The organism is Sphingobacterium sp. InxBP1 (assembly GCF_026191775.1).
GTDB lineage: Bacteria > Bacteroidota > Bacteroidia > Sphingobacteriales > Sphingobacteriaceae > Sphingobacterium > Sphingobacterium thalpophilum.
Genome location: NZ_JAINDX010000046.1, coordinates 373411 through 391134, shown reverse-complemented (window position 1 = coordinate 391134; position 17724 = coordinate 373411). Strand labels below are relative to the sequence as shown.

At 45.3% G+C, this 17724-nt stretch carries 13 protein-coding genes; 7 read left to right on the top strand and 6 right to left on the bottom strand.

Features of this window, described 5'->3' with window-relative positions:
- Positions 1-43: 43 nt before the first annotated feature.
- Positions 44-544: a thiol peroxidase gene (gene tpx, locus K7A41_RS13975; RefSeq protein WP_265714184.1), complete on the top strand. Its 501-nt coding sequence runs from the start codon at positions 44-46 to the stop codon at positions 542-544.
- A gap of 129 nt (positions 545-673) precedes the next feature.
- Here tpx and K7A41_RS13970 read toward each other — a convergent pair whose 3' ends face one another.
- Together K7A41_RS13970 and K7A41_RS13965 are read right to left on the bottom strand one after the other, a co-directional pair.
- The gene (locus tag K7A41_RS13970) at positions 674-1846 is read right to left on the bottom strand and encodes a trans-sulfuration enzyme family protein (RefSeq protein ID WP_265714183.1); all 1173 of its coding nucleotides are present in this window, start codon (positions 1844-1846) and stop codon (positions 674-676) included.
- 164 nt (positions 1847-2010) lie between these two features.
- The gene (locus K7A41_RS13965; protein ID WP_265714182.1) at positions 2011-2499 is read right to left on the bottom strand and encodes an META domain-containing protein; all 489 of its coding nucleotides are present in this window, start codon (positions 2497-2499) and stop codon (positions 2011-2013) included.
- A gap of 392 nt (positions 2500-2891) precedes the next feature.
- Here K7A41_RS13965 and K7A41_RS13960 point away from each other — a divergent pair, with 392 nt between their 5' ends.
- The 6 genes from K7A41_RS13960 (at position 2892) to K7A41_RS13935 (ending at position 12765) form a co-directional block, all read left to right on the top strand.
- Positions 2892-4775 (top strand): alpha-L-fucosidase, encoded by a 1884-nt coding sequence (locus tag K7A41_RS13960; RefSeq protein ID WP_265714181.1) that lies wholly within the window; start codon positions 2892-2894, stop codon positions 4773-4775.
- On the top strand, positions 4765-7107 hold the full coding sequence (locus tag K7A41_RS13955; protein ID WP_265714180.1) for a glycoside hydrolase family 95 protein: 2343 nt from the start codon (positions 4765-4767) through the stop codon (positions 7105-7107). Before K7A41_RS13960 ends, K7A41_RS13955 begins: the two co-directional genes overlap by 11 nt.
- Positions 7058-8293 (top strand): hypothetical protein, encoded by a 1236-nt coding sequence (locus tag K7A41_RS13950; RefSeq protein WP_265714179.1) that lies wholly within the window; start codon positions 7058-7060, stop codon positions 8291-8293. Before K7A41_RS13955 ends, K7A41_RS13950 begins: the two co-directional genes overlap by 50 nt.
- Before the next feature lie 211 nt (positions 8294-8504).
- Entirely contained in the window at positions 8505-9365 is an 861-nt protein-coding gene (locus K7A41_RS13945) for a helix-turn-helix domain-containing protein (RefSeq protein WP_265714178.1), read from the top strand.
- Between the two features lie 162 nt (positions 9366-9527).
- Positions 9528-11246 carry a M64 family metallopeptidase gene (locus K7A41_RS13940; RefSeq protein WP_265714177.1) on the top strand — a complete coding sequence of 573 codons (1719 nt, stop codon included), beginning with the start codon at positions 9528-9530 and terminating at the stop codon, positions 11244-11246.
- Between the two features lie 76 nt (positions 11247-11322).
- Positions 11323-12765 (top strand): hypothetical protein, encoded by a 1443-nt coding sequence (locus K7A41_RS13935; protein ID WP_265714176.1) that lies wholly within the window; start codon positions 11323-11325, stop codon positions 12763-12765.
- A 159-nt stretch (positions 12766-12924) separates the two neighbouring features.
- Here the strand turns inward: K7A41_RS13935 and K7A41_RS13930 are convergent, their stop codons facing one another.
- The 4 genes from K7A41_RS13930 to K7A41_RS13915 form a co-directional block, all read right to left on the bottom strand.
- Positions 12925-14394, bottom strand: coding sequence for a glycine--tRNA ligase (locus tag K7A41_RS13930; RefSeq protein ID WP_265714175.1), 1470 nt, complete (start codon positions 14392-14394; stop codon positions 12925-12927).
- 32 nt (positions 14395-14426) lie between these two features.
- Positions 14427-14897 carry a thioredoxin-dependent thiol peroxidase gene (bcp, locus tag K7A41_RS13925; RefSeq protein WP_265714174.1) on the bottom strand — a complete coding sequence of 157 codons (471 nt, stop codon included), beginning with the start codon at positions 14895-14897 and terminating at the stop codon, positions 14427-14429.
- Positions 14898-15021: 124 nt separating this feature from the next.
- A complete protein-coding gene (locus K7A41_RS13920; protein ID WP_265714173.1) occupies positions 15022-16746 on the bottom strand; it encodes a M23 family metallopeptidase in 1725 nt (574 codons plus the stop codon).
- A gap of 77 nt (positions 16747-16823) precedes the next feature.
- Positions 16824-17435, bottom strand: coding sequence for a fumarylacetoacetate hydrolase family protein (locus K7A41_RS13915; protein ID WP_265714172.1), 612 nt, complete (start codon positions 17433-17435; stop codon positions 16824-16826).
- Between the last annotated feature and the right edge of the window lie 289 nt (positions 17436-17724).

Genomic DNA, 17724 nt, shown 5'->3' with positions numbered 1-17724 from the left:
ACCTTTAAGTGCAAGGATACTAAAAATTAAATGATGAAATTATATGGCTACAATCACTTTTAAAGGCAATCCAGTGAATACCAAAGGCAGTCTGCCGCAGGTCGGCGAGCAAGCCCCTGATTTTAAATTAACTGCAGGTGATCTTTCGGATAAATCACTTACAGATTTCAAAGGGAAAAAAGTTGTGTTAAATATTTTTCCTAGTATTGATACGGGAACGTGTGCGGCTTCTGTACGTGCTTTTAACCAAGAGGCATCTCAACTCGACAATACAGTGGTATTATGCATATCGAAAGATCTTCCTTTTGCACAGGGACGTTTCTGTGCAGCCGAAGGTCTCAACAACGTGATCACTTTGTCGGAATACAAAGATTCCAACTTTTCGGATGCTTATCAATTAGCAATTGCGGATGGACCTCTTGCTGGGCTGTTGAGCCGGGTGGTGATCACCTTGGACGAAAACGGTAAAGTGCTGTATGAGGAGCAAGTGGCGGAGATTGCGGATGAGCCTAACTACGCTGCGGCTATTGCTTCGTTGCGTTAAATAGGAGGCTTATAGCCCACAGGCATCCTGCAGAAATAGAAATTGGCCTAGGGCTCTACTAGCAAATAAAAAAATAACACTTTTGAAAAAAAAGCGTGCTCCACAAATGGGATGGCACGCTTTTTTTATCTATTTTGTTTTTTCTAGCGCCTGTAGAATATCGTTGATGATATCTTCCTGGTCTTCCAGACCAACTGACAGGCGGATACTGCCCGGCTGTATACCTAAGTTCAAACGTTCGCTTTCGGATAATTTTGAATGTGTCGTCGAAGCTGGATGTGTAGCAATGGATCTGGAGTCTCCTAAATTGGATGTGTATAGGATCATCTCAAGCTGATCCACAAAAGCTTTGGCGCGCTCAAAGCCTCCTTTGACAACAAAGGTGACGATACCTCCACCAGCTTTCATCTGCTTCTTGGCCAGTTCATACTGGGGATGGCTGGGTAAGAACGGGTATTTGACATCCTCAATTTCGGGATGATGCTCCAGAGCTTGGGCCAGTGCCAGGGCATTGGAACAATGCCGGTCCATACGGATCCCTAGTGTATCCAGACTTTTGGAGATAATCCAAGCATTGAATGGCGACAAGGCAGGTCCCGTATGCCGGATAAAGAACATTAATTTGTCGATCAGCTCCTGCTTGCCGACAACAATGCCACCTAAGACACGCCCCTGGCCGTCCATATATTTGGTTGCCGAATGGATAACAAGATCAAACCCGTATTGAATTGGCTTTTGAAGATAGGGTGTCGCAAAGCAGTTGTCAATAGAAAGAATGATATTTGGATATTTTTCCTTGAACTTGCCCAGCCATTCTAGATCTACCAGCTCCAGTCCCGGATTCGATGGCGACTCCAGGAAGATTATTTTTGTATTGGGCTGTATGGCTTTTTCCCATTCCTCAGGGTTGGCGGCATCAACATAGGTAGTTGTGACGCCCCAGCGCGGAAACAGCTGTGTAAACAACTGATGCGTAGATCCGAAGATAGCCCTTGAAGAAACGATATGGTCTCCGCTTTCGATAATGGCGGCAAAGGAAGCAAATACAGCCGCCATGCCGGACGCGAAGGAAAGTCCTGCTTCAGCTCCTTCCAGGATACAGACCTTGTTGATAAATTCGGTCGTATTGGGGTTGGCATAGCGGGAATAGACCATGCCCTGTTCTTCTTCAGCAAAGATGGCCCGACCCTGTTCTGCACTGTCAAAGATGAAGCTCGAAGTAAGATATAAAGGAGTCGAATGCTCGCGAAGTGCTGAGCGGTCGACTTGTTCGCGTATGATTTTAGATTGATCTTGTTTCATGATGTGTAAAGTTACGAGATGAAATTTTAAAATGGTATAGGTCGGCCTTAAATAACTTGTTTTTATGAAAAAAGCAGGCGCCTTGAGGTTCCGGAAGAAATGGTAAACTATGCAAAAAAAAAGAGGAACCGACGGCTCCTCTTTTTTATCCAGCGTGAGGGATATTATTTTCTGGTAAATTGCATCACGACAATATCGCCGGACATGAAAGTCAGTTGATTGTCCCGAACATCAAAATTTGTGGTAGATTTCAGGCCATTCATAAATTCGTTGTAGGCCGCGTTGTCGCAGTGCATCATGGTGGATACCAGTTTATCACCGATTTTGATGGAATTGCCTTTTTCACTTTCATAAGTGCCGCCGATACCATTGCAGCCATTGTTGCCTTCCACCTTATGGTCTTTGGCTGTGAATGTCAGTGTAGGAATTTTGTCTTTAAATAAGTCCTTGAATTCCTTGCCCGCCGTTTCGGGAGTCGTCAGGGATTTGAGCTCCCAAGTGCCGTCCAATGATGCATTATCGACGACGCTCGGTTTCTGAACCATGGTCGCCGTATCGCCAGTTCCTGTGGCTTCCGACTTTTTACCGGTTGTGTTGCAGGCAACTGTTGACCAGGCTAATGCAACTGCTAAAATCATTAAATTTCCTCTCATAATCATCTAGTAATATATGAATATTCTCTTTACTATGCATTAGAACTTATAATTATCATGCCAATCTGCCTCGATTGCACTTCAAATTATTGCCGCCTGCACTTTATTTCTTTATCTCCTTAAAATAACAAATTGGTGATTTTTGTTTGGTCAACTTATCTATATTTCGTCGGTGTGGAAATATTACTTAAATCTTTGAACTCTGTGGCAGGGGCAGTCTCTGGGATTTTCTTCACGTTTTAAGCAATCGATTGATTAAGCCGATTATACGCTTTTGTCGGTCTGAGAGCTGTGTTTGCGGTCGTTTTGCTCGTAAATGTTACATAAATCCTTCGGTAAAACTTCTTATATTAGGGCTTTACAACCTAATTTTAAGTATATAAATATAGACTATGTTGACAATCTTGTTATCCTCGATCTTACTTTCAGGCAGCACAGCTGCCAAGGCCGATACGCTGGCGCCCTATGGGGCATTGCCAAGCGAGCGCCAGCTAAGATGGCAGGAAATGGAAACCTATTGTTTGATACATTATACTCCGACCACTTTTCAGAATAAAGAATGGGGTTATGGCGATGCCAAGCCTTCCCTGTTTGATCCTTCGGCATTTGATGCTGATCAAATTGCAAAAGCAGCAGCGGCTGGCGGCTTTAGGGGCCTGATCAGTGTCGCCAAACACCACGATGGATTTTGCTTATGGCCGACCAAAACCACCTCCTATAGCATCGCGTCGTCACCCTGGAAAAATGGGAAAGGCGATATGGTACGGGAATTTATGGAGGCTACGCATCGCAACGGAATGAAATTTGGCGTTTACCTGTCTGCCTGGGATCGGCATGACGAGCGGTACGGTACTCCGGCATATGCAGATGCCTATCGGGAGCAACTGACCGAACTGATGAGCGGCTATGGTCCATTGTTCACCTCATGGCATGATGGTGCCAATGGTGGGGATGGCTACTATGGCGGCCAGGAGGGCAAACGGATTATTGACCGGACAACATATTATGAATGGCATGAGAAAACGTGGCCAATCGTCCGTAAACTACAGCCCAACGCTGTGATTTTCTCTGATATTGGTCCGGACATGCGCTGGGTAGGTAATGAAAAGGGCTATGCGGCCGAGACCTCCTGGGCGACATTTACACCTATAGGTCTCAACGGTAAAGTCGCCGTGCCAGGAGCCACCGAATCGCATAATGCGGAGACAGGAGACCGTAACGGGAAGTACTGGATTCCTGCCGAATGTGATGTGCCACAGCGCCCGGGTTGGTTCTATCACCAAGAACAGGATAGCCGCGTAAAGACTCCCGCCGAACTGTTTGAGATCTATCTCAAATCGGTGGGTAGAGGCGCTTGTATGAACCTTGGCTTAGCACCAATGCCTTCAGGAACCCTGCATGAAAACGATGTCAAATCTTTGCAGGCATTCGGAAAAAAAGTGAAAGAAACCTTTCGCCACAATCTGGCGAAAGGAGCTGCCGTCACAGCCTCAAATACCCGAAATGGCGACGCTAAAATCTACGGGACGTCCTTTATCACGGATGAGGACCGCTATAGTTACTGGGCCACGGATGATACGAAGACGGATGCTACACTCGAAATCGCATTGAAGTCCGCCGCGACATTTGATCTTATTCAGCTGCGCGAGAATATTAAGTTGGGACAGCGTATCGACAGCGTCACCATCGAACAGTGGGAAAACAATGCCTGGAAGCCTCTGGCAAGGGCGACAAGCATCGGTGCCAACCGGTTGATTAAGCTCGATCAGCCTATCACTACGGTGAGGTTAAAACTACATATATATGCACCGGTTGCGATCACGTTGAGCGATTTTGGCCTGTTCAAAGAATATGATGAACCTTTTGCCTTTGACAGTAAGGAAATAAAAAAACTAACAGGGGTTAAAGTAAAGACAGGCAAATCGAACTATAATGCCTTCATGCTCGATGGCAAACCGGCAACTTTTGCAACCATCGAAGATGGGGGAATAATCACTATCGAAGCTAATGCAGCTGTGTCCGGCATCGGTTTTATGCCGCGGCAAGATGGTCAGACGGCAGGTATTCCGACACGATATACGATCTTGACAAGTACGGACGGTAAAAATTGGAAAACAGTTAAAGAGGGCGAATTCTCTAATATCAAGGCAAATCCGATTTTGCAGCAAGTGTTTTTTGAAGCCGATGACAAAGACAAATTTATTCGGTTTGAACCGGAACAATTTATTGAAGGCAATGCGCTGACCATTGCTGAACTTGAACTGTATGCTAAATAAACTTCTGACGTTTGTGCTGGTCTGCATCTGCCAGACCAGCCTACTGAGGGCACAACAAAAGCAGCTTAGCCTTTGGTATGACAAGCCTGCTAAAATTTGGGAAGAAACGCTGCCATTGGGCAATGGGCAGATCGGCATGATGCCGGATGGCGATCCCCGTTCGGAAAAAATCGTGCTGAATGAGATCAGCATGTGGTCGGGAAGCCCAGAGGACCCCAATAATTACGAGGCATATAAAAATGTGGGTGCCATTCAGGCACTATTGAAAGCCGGCAAAAATGATGAAGCAGAAAAGCTTGTCAACGAAACTTTTGTGACCAAAGGGAAAGGGTCTGGATTTGGAAACGGAGCTACCGTTCCTTATGGCTGTTATCAGCTTTTTGCCGATCTGCTGTTAGATTACGACTTGCCTGCGCAAGCAGCCATTACAGATTACAGGCGTTCTTTGGATCTGACAACAGCTACCGCCCAGACGACATTCCGCGTAGGAAGACGTACCGTCCGGCGACAGTATTACACCGCTTTCAATAAAAATGTCGGGGTTATCCAGGTCAGTCAGGATACTCCCGCTCTACAGACCTTGAAGATTACCCTCGAACGCAAAGAGCATATAGATAGCTATACCGTATTGGATGATGGTATCTTGATCGAAGGAGCATTGCCCGATGGCAAGGGGGCAACAAACTTAAAATTTGCCGGTCTCGTCAAAGTAAAAGGTGACCATTTGCAGATCGAGAAAAAAGGTCATACGTTGCAAGTCTCCGCACGTGGTACACTAACGATTTATTTTTCAGCAAGTACTTCTTATTATGGCAGTGACCCGCTGTCGACCGTGCGTATGACGATGGCTGACGCAATGCGCGAAAATGAACCGCAGCTGTTGCAAAATCACCTGGCAGCCTATCAAAGAATCTTTAATCGGGTTTCGCTTAATTTATTTGGAAACAGGACGAATGCAGATAAGCCAACCAATGCTCGTATCGCCAATTTTTATAAAGATCCCGCACAGGATCCAGATCTTGCCGCACTTTATTACCAATATGGACGATATTTGAATATTTCAAGTACGGCACCCAAAATCGCGCAGGCCCTTCCTCCTAATCTTCAAGGTTTATGGGCCCATCAGATCAATACGCCCTGGAACGGCGATTACCATCTAAATATCAATGCGCAGATGAATCATTGGGGAGTAGAAGTCAACAATCTCAGCGAATACCACCGGCCCTTCATTGCCATGATCAAGCGCATTGCAAAAGAGGGGGAGAAAACCGCAAAAGCTTATTATAATGCTCCGGGTTGGGTTGTCTATATGATGACGAACATCTGGGGCTATTCAGCTCCCGGGGAACAGGCCTCCTGGGGGGCGAGCACAGCCTCAGGCTGGTTATGCAACCACTTGTGGGAACATTATCTTTTTACTGGTGATAAAGCGTACCTGAAAGAAATATATCCGATACTCCGTGGAGCCGCGCAATTTTATGATTACACGTTAGTACAGGACCCGAAGACGGGGTGGTGGGTAACTTCACCTTCGGTTTCTCCTGAGAATGCTTTCCTGATGTCCAACGGAAAGAGAGCATCGGTGGTGATGGGGCCGACAATTGATAACCAGATCGTTCGTGAATTGTACGAGGCCGTAATCCATGCGGACTCTGTCCTCGCCATAAAAGATGATTTTGCGGGGACGCTTAAGCGGAAATTAAAGGACATTCCCCCACCTGTGCAGATCAGCTCATCCGGACGGGTACAGGAGTGGCTGGAGGACTATAAGGAGGTTGAACCTACACATCGTCATGTTTCGCATCTCTATGGTCTTTATCCGGCAGCATTCATATCGCCGCAGACAACGCCCGACTGGGCTGAAGCAGCACGCAAGACGCTGGCTGTCCGTGGCGATGAAGGCACAGGTTGGTCAAGGGCCTGGAAGATTCTATTCTGGGCAAGGCTGCAGGATGGTGATCATGCCTTGGAAATCCTTCGGCAACTGCTGAAGCCGGCATTCGCGAATGAAACGACATACCAGGGCGCGGGAGCCGGTACCTATCCCAACTTGTTCTGCGCACATCCACCGTTCCAGATTGACGGAAACTTCGGTGGCTCTGCCGGCATCGCAGAAATGCTGATCCAAAGTCACAACGGTTACATCCATTTGCTGCCCGCATTGCCCAAAGCCTGGGCAAAAGGAGAGGTGAAAGGGCTTAAGGCACGCGGGAACTATACGGTTGACATGAGCTGGGAAAATGGGAAAATTACAAAGCTTAACATACAAGGAAAAAAAGGACATGTTCGCATCTTCGAAAACGGAGCCTACAGGAACTACGAAGTTCGTTAGGTATTTTTATCTTCTGCTTATTGTTTTGGGTACCATAGGCTGCACCCAACAAACGGACAGTGACCGGGCAGAAGATCTGCTCAAAACCTTCTCCTATAAAATAATAGGACAAACAACCGCTGCCGACAGAAGCCCAGTAATGCTGATCGATCCTGATAATCCCCAGCAGCAATTTACAAAAGCGGAGGTGGTCAATGGCCAATTTGTCCTGGAGGGCGAACTGAGCATGGCCGGTTTTTATGCCGTCCGTATCAATGACGAACGTCCTTATACCCTGTTTCTGGAGACCAACAAAACGTATAATCTAAAAGAAAATAACGGCCTGTTTACCTTAACAACCACCTCTGGTGATGCGATGGACTTTGTCCACTTCACAGAAAAATATCAGCAGCGTGAGAAAGAGGAAAAATTGAACACGGACAAAAGAATCAGTAAGATCGGTGCACTAAAGGCTCAGCTCCCGGAGATGGCTGCGCGCAAAGACGGATCTTATGAGAAGACTGTTGATGAATTAGATCGTCTCTCCGGCATCAAACCGTATAATTTGCGCAATTTATATGTGGACTTTATTCTCGACAGCGCACACCGGAGGTCACTGCTTCTACCTTACTTCTTTAAATACGTCACTGTCGACCAGGACAATTTTAAAAAATTAGACGCTGCATTGCAAGCGTTCGACGCGACGCTGCAGCAACACCCTTATTATAAATTTGCACGGGAGAAAGTCGACCGCGTAAAGGATTTTTATGAGAACATGCCAGTTTTTCCGTCCATTATGCCTATGAATGTGCAGCGGGATTCCCTGAGACTAATGGAATTTTCCAAGGCCCGTATGTTGATCGCTACATTCTGGAAGGCATCCAACAAATACAGTGTGGCTGATATGACGCAGCTGCACAAAAAGGAAGCGCAGCTGCGGGCCTTGGGTGTAGAGGTGATTTATTTTTCTTTGGATAACGATATGGATACCTGGACCAAAGCCAGCGCTTCGCTAGGACTGGGGCCGCATAATTATTATTTAAATGCCAATGACCGGGCGGCAATGGAACAGGACTTCGGTGTGGACCGCACGCCAAGTTATCTGTGGATTGATCCGCAGACACGCCGCATCTTGTCACTTGCCGGTGAAGATCCTGCCTTACCGCAGTTCATAAATAAGGTAAGGGAGTTTCTGAATAAGCATTGACACTTTGAGCGACTTATCGTCTGATAGCAATGGTTACACCAGTTATAAACCATGGAGATGGTCCAGCAAAGACTCGGTAGACCGCGACCGCGCCGACGCAAAAAATGAGGCTATCGTGTCCGGTAGGATAAATAGTGAAGTAATTAACCTTTATTGTCTTAAAAATCGTTATATTTGACATAAAAGTTTAATATTTGTTATTCGACAAGCGATGAAAGTTGTTCAGTTTACAGTTCCGGTAGTTTACCAAGGCTCAATTTGTGTACAAGAGGACATCTTGCCTTCCTTCTATAGCAATTATCACCGGCATAAAGAGATTCAATTGACTTATATCTTAAAAGGCCGAGGAACTTTTATGATCGGTAACTTCACCCACAGCTTTGAGGAGAATGAAATCTATATCGTGGATGCGGACGAACCACATATGTTCAAGACTGCCGAAGACATAAAAGATGGCATTCACGCCATTCACATCTTCTTCGATTATGCACATTTTAAATCTTTTCTGGATTTCCCCGAGTTTGACGATGTTAAATATTTTCTGGAACACATCAGTGTGAGTAAGAAACTGGACGCTGAACATGCTATTGCATTGAAAGAGCGGTTTATTCAGATCAATGACAGTGCCGGTATCGATAGATTATTATCTTTTGTGAAGCTGATTAACTTCCTGAGCAAAAAAGTGGATCAGTGGACATCTCTATATACAGGTATACCGCAAAAGAAATTTTCGGATGCAGAAGGACTACGTATCAACGAAATCTTCCAGTATACTTTTCAACATTTTGGAGATAAAATATCCCTTGAAGATATTGCGGCTGTTGCCCATATGACACCACATGCGTTCTGTAAGTATTTTAAAAAGCATACACGTAAGACCTATGTGACTTTTCTGAATGAGATACGGATTGAGCGGGCCTGTAAGATGCTGATCGATGAATCCTCGGAAAGCGTTTCCAACATTGCCTTTAAGACTGGGTTCAATAATGTGGTCAACTTTAACCGGGTATTCAAGAAGATCACAAAACTCTCACCAAGTGAGTATGTCCATGAACACCGCATGCGCGACTAATGAACTGTCGGCTCCTCGGGAACGGTAGCTTGAAGCAACCGTAGCCTTTCTAAAAATTAAGCAGTTCTGTGCTTTGATAATATCGGAGAAGCAGTCATCAATAAAGTTTTAATGTTTGCAGTGCTAAAATGCTATTTTTGAGGGCTAACGATTATTGCTGTCATGAATAAACATCTATTTGTGTTGCTTATTGCGCTGCTAGGCATTTTTGAACAGGCTAAGGCGCAGTCCGGTATTTTTAGAATCGACACCTTACAATTTCAGGGAACGGACAAGCATATGGTTAATCTTGTGATCGTAGGTGACGGTTACACAAAAGAGCAACTGGATGACTATGCCGCAGATGCCAGGCAATTTACGAACTACTTTTTCTCGATAGAACCCTTTAAGCAATACAGCAACTTCTTTAATGTTTTTGCCATCCGGACCATATCTGCGGAATCCGGAGCCACACACGACTGCAAAGCCAGTGACTGTGTGCACGGTGAGACAGATCTCAGCAAATATCCTAAACGCTATAATAAGTTCACAAGGGACCATGCTGTTCCGGTCAGTCATCCGAACACAATTTTTGGCAGCAGCTTTGACAACGGTGGGCTGCATCGCTTGGTCGTACCACAAAAGAATGATGCGATTGAAGCAGTGCTGAAGACCCATGTCCCGAACTACACGCAGGTCGTAGTCTTGGTCAATTCACCATTTTATGGTGGTTCAGGAGGGAAATGGGCCACATCGACTGTCAACTTCAAAAGCAACGATATTGCCGTGCATGAAATAGGCCATTCATTTGCACAACTGGCAGATGAATATTGGGCTGGAAATCAGTATGCGATAGAATCCGTCAACCGCTCGCAGTCGGCAGACCCTAACCGTGTGCCCTGGAAGTACTGGCTGGGCAAAGATGGGGTAGGAATCTACTCTTATGGCGGCAAAGGATCGCCTTCCAATTGGTTCAGACCACATGAGTATTGTAAAATGCAGTATCTCATCGCTCCGTTCTGTCCGGTGTGTCAGGAGCAATTTGTGGCGGCCATCAAACGAAAATCTAGTCCTTTCATTGCTGTCCGGCCAGTATTGAATAACGTATTACAGTTGGACAGCGTCCAGAAATTTGCACTGCGTCTTTCTAAACCCTCGCCCAATACATTTAGAACGACTTGGTTATTAAACAATGAGGTCATAGCCCGTGATAGGGATTCCATCTATTTGGATCCGGGGATGATGACTGTGGGAGAGAATACATTGAAAGTACTTGTGCAAGATACCACGGATCTGCTCCGCAACCCTGAATATGTGAATCACAGGGACTCTATTGTGTGGAGATTTAATCAAAAAGTAGCTCTGGATCTTAAGGCACCCCTCACGGCTTGGGGAGATACGCTTGAAACCTGCTACGGCGGCGATCAAGTGCTCAGCATCAGAAAACCAGTCGCGGGAGCTGTATACCAGTGGTACGATGCGTTGAGCGGAAGTCCGGCAGGAATGGGTGAGAACATTTCTGTTCAGCATCTCAAAACAAGCAGAACCTACAGTGTGGTGGCGCTCTGGAAAGGTAAGAGGTCTGCATCATCACGCGTGGTACTCCAGACATTGCCGCCGCTGGACAAGCCAAGAGATATCAGGGTGAAAATCGACAAAAAGAAAGATGTTGTCCGGCTGAGCGTCAACGAAAAGCCGGAAGACCGTTACAATTACATCTGGTTACTGGCAGACGGCAGTCCAATCTATGAATGGGATGAATTCAACGGTGAATACGTCCGTCCGACAGGAAGAAACGATAAACTTACTCTTCCTTGGTCAAAGGGAATCCGGAAAGTATATGTGCAGAAGGTAGACAGGATAAGCACCTGTAAAAGTGAACTTTCCGAGGTAACTTTTTAGTGACAGTTTAAGTTTAATGAATTGGCTTTGTTAATTTTATACTGCCGATTAATTAACTTATAAATCATTCATAGTTATGAAAAAAAGATCCAGGTTGACTTGGGGTGCTTTTTCATGCTTATGCATCTCGATTTTAGCCGTAGCTCCATCTTGTAAGAAAAACACAAAACTTCCGGATGAAAGCATTGAAAAAACGCATGCAGTAAAATTCAAGATCAAGGATTTTGAAACGGTTGTAACACCGTTAAAAACACAGTCCGGCCACTCTAAACTGGCCGCCAACTCCCAAAATGATAACAAGGAGCAGTTGTTGTATCATTGGGATTTTGACAATAGCAGTGCCGCACCCACCGCTGCGCTAGACGATGCTGCTCTGATCGACTACAACAATGGTAAAACCGATTACGGTTTTGTGGCTGGGTGGCCCAATACAGGAAAAGCCATTAGTTTCAAAGGTGCGAAAGAGATTCTGATCAAGATCCCCGCATCGGGTATAAGGGCTTTGAGCCAGCTGTCATTTGATGCAAACAGCTCCGGAACCGGACCGCGGGCATTGGTGCTCAGCTATTCTACTGACGGGGGAAATACCTTTAGGTCCTTAACAGATACTTTACATTATCCCATAGATCTCACAACGACAGCAAAGTTTTCCGTTACCCAGTCTCTCGCGGCGGTTGAACTTTCCGCCACGGCCTCCTACTGGTTAAAAATTGCGCTATTTGAGGGCAATAGGCCGGTGGGAAATAGCTACAATGAAAATACAGGGACTTTCAAAATGGATAACCTGAAAATCATAGGCGCTACCGACGAGTCTATACTACCCAGCAAGCTTTACTATCATATTTTTGATGCCGGGACAAAAATGCTGGTCAAATCAGGTTCCCTCAGTGCTAAAGAGTCATTCGATGTCGCTCTGCCAACGGGGGCATACTACTTCAGTCTGATTGTCAAAAATTCGACAGATCCGTTGATGTTTCCGACTACAATAAACGATATCAGAAGTCTGGCTGTGTCAAACCCCTTCCATGAACAGCTAGCCGAAATATTTGCTGCCCGGGATACGTTTGAAGTGAAAGAGTCGATCGACCGTGTACTGACAGTGGACCGGATTTACAGCGAAATTAAATTCGAGAGCCTAGATTCCGAAGATCTGAGCCGGATTGATAGCATCCATATCCGTCAACTCCATGCCGCATTTCAATATTATCCCTTCGCGTCTGCAGCAAATGATAAGCAGGACCAGACAGTCCTCCGTCTCGTTCCCGGCTTTAGTGTGACAAACAAGACCTTCCGTTTTCACCAATTCATGGGTGATATAGCACAAGATGTCCCCATCAAATACGAACTGACCTTATTCAAAGACGGTACAGCCGTACGTGTTTTTGAACTCGGAAGCGCGATCCGCAACAATGTACAGATCCTGTTCAGAGGTAAGCTGTTGGAAGGTGTCGGTGCTTCGCAGGGGTTTCAGGTGGTCAAAAATGAAAAATGGCGGGATGCGGTGGTGGTCGACTACTGATGTTGGTCCCCGAACAAAACGTTCATGTCTTCACTTACAGCATCAATGAAAAGCCATTGAAGGTTATTTCTGATCGTTGTAAAAGAACACATACTTTCCATAAAAAACGGCGGTCCATACTTGCATGGACCGCCGTTTTTTATGGCTGACAAACGAGAGTTATACCAATTTTTTCAATAAGGTATTCCATCCCGCAAGATCATGTAAGATTTTCTCCAGGTCGGCAATTGCGACACGCTCCTGCTCCATACTGTCGCGGTGACGGATGGTCACGGTATTGTCCTGCAATGAATCGTAATCAACCGTGATGCAGATGGGTGTTCCGATCGCGTCCTGACGGCGGTAACGTTTACCAATGGCATCTTTTTCGTCATATTGGACATTGAAGTCCAGTTTTAACGTATTGAGGATTTCACGTGCTTTTTCGGGTAGGCCGTCTTTTTTCGTTAAAGGCAGGATCGCTGCTTTCACCGGTGCCAGTGCCGGCGGAAATTTCAATACCACGCGCGAATCCTGTTTGTCCGCTGTGGAAAGATTTTCCTGTACCAGTGAGTTGCATAGGACGGTCAAGAAAAGGCGGTCTAATCCGATGGATGTCTCAATGACATATGGAATGTAATTTTGATTGATCTCCGGATCGAAATATTGCATTTTCTTTTTCGAGTATTCCTGATGCTGCTTTAAGTCGAAGTCTGTACGTGAATGGATACCTTCCACTTCTTTAAATCCGAACGGGAAGTTAAATTCGATATCCACTGCTGCATTGGCGTAATGCGCTAACTTGTCATGGTCATGATAGCGGTAGTTGGCCGGATCAAAACCTAGCGCCAGGTGCCATTTTAAACGGGTCTCTTTCCACTTGTTGTACCATTCCAGTTCTGTACCCGGGCGGCAAAAGAATTGCATCTCCATCTGTTCAAATTCGCGCATACGCATAATGAATTGACGTGCAATGACCTCATTACGGAACGCCTTGCCGATCTGGGCGATACCAAACGGAATTTTCATACGGCCAGTTTTCTGAACATTCAGGAAATTGACGAAGATACCCTGTGCGGTTTCCGGACGAAGGTACACTTGATCTGCGCCATCTGCCATGGCACCCATCTGTGTAGCAAACATCAGGTTGAATTGACGTACTTCAGTCCAATTTTTGGTGCCTGAAACCGGGCATACAATATTGTGTTGTTCTATGATCGACTTTAAGCCTGCAAGGTCATCAGCATTCAAAGCAGTGTTCAGTGCTTCCAGGAGCGCCGCTGCTTCCGCTGTCTTGCCATCGGCTTCATAACGGGCAATCTTATCTTCAATCAATTGGTCGGCACGGTAACGTTTTTTCGAGTCTTTATTGTCGATCATGGGATCATTAAAGCCGTCGACGTGTCCTGAAGCTTTCCAGGTCGTGGGATGCATGAAAATCGCGGCATCAATACCCACTATATTTTCGTGCAGCTGCACCATCGATTTCCACCAATAGGTCTTGAGGTTATTTTTAAGTTCCGAACCTAGCTGACCATAATCGTAAACGGCACTTAGTCCGTCATATATTTCGCTTGATTGGAATACAAAACCGTATTCCTTCGCGTGTGATACTACACTTTTGAAAAAATCGTCTGTCTGTTTGCTCATAAGTGGCAAATATAGATATTAGTATTTAGATTTTAGATATGTGATTTCGCTAAATCGCGGATCTGCTGTGAGGCATTCTTGTTGTCCACCTTGTTGATGATATGCTGGATGATGCCGTTTTCATCGATCACAAAGGTCGTCCGGGCAGTGCCCATATATTTCTTGCCGTACATGTTTTTTTCTACCCACACCCCGTAAGCTTCAACAAGGCTCTTGTCCTCATCTACGAGGAGCTGGAAAGGCAGTTCGTGCTTGTCAATAAATTTGCGGTGTGAGGCTTCACTGTCCACACTGACACCGATGATCTCATATCCATCTTTTTTTAAAGATTGATAGTTATCCCTAAAGTTACAGGCTTCTGTTGTGCAGCCCGGAGTGTTGTCTTTTGGATAAAAGTATAGAATAACTTTTTTTCCTCTGAAATCAGCGAGATGGACGGTTTCGCCATTTTGATTTTTTGCACTGAAATCCGGTGCTTGCTGTCCTATTTCTAGTGTTGCCATAAGTATGATCTATTTAGCCTATTAAGATACGATATTATCTGATGAAACTACCATCAACTGCTTAAACAAGTTTACCAAATGACAGTAGCCCAAAGTATATGCTGTCATTGGATTAACTTTTACGTTAGCGGATGAAAGAAGCTTCGTACACTTTTAAATTGTCTTTATTGTCTTTGACCTCCAATTTGAAGACATGGTTGCCGGCAGCCAGATTCGGTTCGAAATCGTGCCAGACATGTCTGGTTTTCGGATCATATTTCATCAGGACCCATTTACCGTCAATGTATGCATTGAAAGTATCGATGCCTGATAGGTTGTCACTGATCGTAAAGTCGATCGACCGCTGCCGGGATACATTCTTTCCATCTGTGAGATTACGTGCGGTGATGATCGGCGCAATGGTATCCACCGCGACATAGAAGCCTCCAAATTCACGTACATTGGCCACTACCCAGCCATCTTCGTATTTCCCGCCCTGTGCGCCGCCGCTAGCAGAGACGATCAATGCTTTATCGTATAATCGTGCTGGTAAACTAAAGTCGGGCTTGATCATCAGTTTATAATAACCGAATACAGGAATGTATGAATTATGGATATAGTGCATAGCGGAGTAGCCCTTTGCTGGCTTGGCGCCCTGAGCATAGTTGAAATAAAGATCGTTGTAGAGGATGTTTTTGCCCATATAGACCCTGGCGTTCTCCGCCTCATATTTATTTTCATCTCCGTAATGGAACATTTTGAGTCCTGCGGCCGGTTTGCGGCTTATGGATAATGTCGGACTGTTCTGCACTGTAAAGTTCAATTCGCTTCTATTTCCCTGGACATCCTTGACGACATATTTGACTTCATGTACATCGTTATCTTTTAATTGAATCGTGCCCAGCTTGTCCAGAGACTTGTAGATGCTGATCGGATTGTTGGGGTCTTTAAAACTTTTCTGTATCCGAACGCCGGATTTTTTAAAATATGGATAGTCAATGTAGGACTGTATAGCCCGCGTCTGGTCAAAAGGAATAGATTCGAATACGACGGTGCTGATGTTTTTGTTGTCCAAAAAGAGTTCTATGGAATACACACCATAAGTAAAAGATATACCGCCACGTCTGTCGACTGTATTTATGCCAATTCCAAATGTGCCGTTAACGGGAATCGGTGCATTCGATGCCAATGTGTACCTGCCATCACCTATAGCGCGTATCGTCTGATGCCTGCGGGGAGTATGCTCATCAAATAGTTCCCCACCCAGATCATAAATGGTGACCCCGCGGATGACCGGTTTGACACCATCCGGAAACAGCAGCCCAAAAAGTTGTGGGTTGAGCGGTAGCTGCGCTTTGGTGTCCCGGATTTCAAAATGAAGGTGCGGCCCGGCCGAACCACCGGTATTGCCCGAATTGGCAATAAATTCGCCCTTTTTTACCGGCACCTGATTCGGTTGTAAGAAGACATCCACATCAAATCGTTTTTGTTTATACTGCTCGTCTTTTACAATTGCAGCCAGTGCATCATTAAAGCTCTCGAGGTGCATATAAACCGAAGTATAACCATTCGGATGGTCAATATAAACGTAGTTGCCCCCACCGCCGATCTGTACCCTGACACGGGATACGAAACCTTCAGCTGCCGCATGAACCGGGATGTTGATCCGTTGTTGCGTGCGGTAATCATCTCCACCGTGAAAATGTGTGGCCCGGAGTTCACCAAATGAACCAGAGGCCTGGGGCGCAATATGCATCGGCCGGCTAAAATAGTCCTGCGGATAGTTACGGCTTTTAATGATATCTTGTGCCTGGACCAGGCTACCTATAAAAGGCAGCATACCGATCAGCATAGCTATTGTTTTGTTCATAGTTGTCATGTTTTAAGGAATTCGCTCCGCGCGATTCAAGACTGGCACGTGGAACTATTATGCAATGTGGCGTAGCCTTATTTGATTTTGCAGCTGAACATTTTCTGTGCCCCGATAAATCCCTCCAGCACATCGCCGATTGCAACTGACCCCACTCCAGCGGGGGTCCCCGTATAAATCAGATCCCCTTTACGCAGCGTGATGAACCGTGAAATATATACGATAAGGTCTTCAAAAGAAAAGATCATATCCTTGGTGTTTCCCTGTTGAACGGCCTGCCCATTCTGTTGCAAAGAGAAATCGATCGCGTAGATATCAGCAATTTCTTCCTTCGGAATCAAATTGCTGATGACTGCCGAATGATCAAAGGCCTTTGCCAATTCCCAGGGAAGACTTTTCGCTTTGAGTTCTTGTTGCACATCTCTCGCGGTAAAATCGATACCCAGACCGATTGCATCATAGTAGCTTGCCGCAAATTTTGGGGTCACATGTCGGCCTTCTTTACAGATTCGCAGCACAATTTCGGTTTCGAACTGGATATTTTTGGAAAATTCCGGATAATAGAAATCTTTGTTGTCTTTTAAAACAGCTGTATCAGGTTTTAAGAATATGATGGGATTTTCTGGAACAGGGTTATTGAGCTCTTTAGCGTGGTCTATGTAATTGCGACCGATTGCAATTATTTTCATTATAAAATTGTTTGATATGAGCGTTTCTAAATGTACTGCGCTTGAACAGACAAACTTAACAAATGTCCTATGCTTATCCAAAAAAGGAGCCCACCAAACTTTCTCTTGATGGAGACCAAATCAGTTATTTAGATAGGTTTTAGTTAAGGTTTGTTTAGGTATTGCTTAGGTATAGAATAGGTATTATCTAAATAGTACCTAACTAAAATCTAAACAAAATCATACTAAAATCTAAGTAAATGCAAACTTTAGGGATAGTTAATTGTTGTGGACGAGAGGATGAATATTA